The 1,126-nt window shown below is 68.2% G+C and carries 1 protein-coding gene; it reads right to left on the bottom strand.

What is annotated here, in order from left to right; all coding sequences use genetic code 11:
• Nucleotides 1-197 precede the first annotated feature (197 nt).
• A partial coding sequence (locus ACFU6K_RS39480) for a polymorphic toxin-type HINT domain-containing protein (RefSeq protein WP_380671567.1) occupies nt 198-1,126 on the bottom strand: 929 nt, incomplete at its 5' end.

The raw sequence follows: 1,126 nt of genomic DNA, 5'->3' as shown, positions 1-1,126 counted from the left end.
GGCGGGCTCCTCGGGTCGATCGGAAACTCAGGGAAGTGCCGGAAGCATCACTTCCCGTTCTTTCGGGCGTGGATCGAGACCGTCGCCCGAAGCGGAGCGCGTGGCGGTGAGTGTCGGCCGCACCAGGGTCTCTGCGGCCCTGAGCCGACGAATGCCTTCACCGCAGCCCAACGACCGCGCATCCGAAGGGGCCCGGCTCAGTCGAAGGGGCTTGTCGTCTCGACCCCGTTCTCGTACCACTTCACGCGGTCCCGCACCTCCTTGGGCGACTCCCTGATCATCTTCAGCTCCCAGGCCGTCCAGTGCTCCTCGGGGGTCGCGAGGTCGCCGAACTTCTCGGCCCACTCCCGGGCGTTCGCCTTCCCGATCTGGTCGAGGTTGAAGAAGATCTCGGTCGTCTTCCCCGGAGTGAGCGCCTCGCGGACGGTCTCCATCCAGTTCGTTCCCCTGGGGAAGTCGTGGTACGACTTCGCCTTGATGGCAGGCGACTTGGCGAATGCGTCCAGAATGAACTTGCCGTCGTCGTCCGCGGTGACACCGAGGGCGAGCCGCTTCGGGCAGTAGTTCTTCGCGTTGTGGACCAGGACCGGCAGGTCGCCCGCCAGCGCGTAGTACGTGTGGAGGTCGTCGACGGTGAGGTTGTAGGCGGGCTGGAGGGTGTTCCAGTGCCGGACGTCCTCGACGCGCCGGGGCTGTCCGGCCGGGTCGCGCAGCTCGTCGCCGGGCTTGAGGTCGGCGGCGTCGGTCCACCGCTGCTGGTTCTCGGACCAGAAGGGGTGGTGGTCGGTGCTGGTCAGGGACTTCCCGGCGCCGAGCGAGATGTCGGTGAAGTCGCGGTCGTCGGGGGTGTAGATGGTGTCCGTGACCCGGCGGGGGCCGGTCAGTCCGGTGGCGGGGTCGGTGGCGAGGACCTCGTCGCCGATCCGGACCGTCTCGATGGCGCGGGTGGAGCCGTCGGCCATCAGGACGCGGGTGCCGGCCGGGAAGCTGTTCAGCAGGCACTCGGTGGGGAGTCGGGTGACGAGCTTCTGGATGAACTCGACGGCCTTCTCGCCCCAGGAGCCGAACTTCTTGGCCCACTGGGCGAGTTTGGCGACGGCGGCGCCGTCGCCGATGAAGGGGATCG

This window comes from Kitasatospora sp. NPDC057512 (assembly GCF_042802135.1).
In the GTDB taxonomy this organism is placed as follows: domain Bacteria; phylum Actinomycetota; class Actinomycetes; order Streptomycetales; family Streptomycetaceae; genus Kitasatospora.
This window is presented reverse-complemented; position numbering and strand designations above follow the sequence as displayed.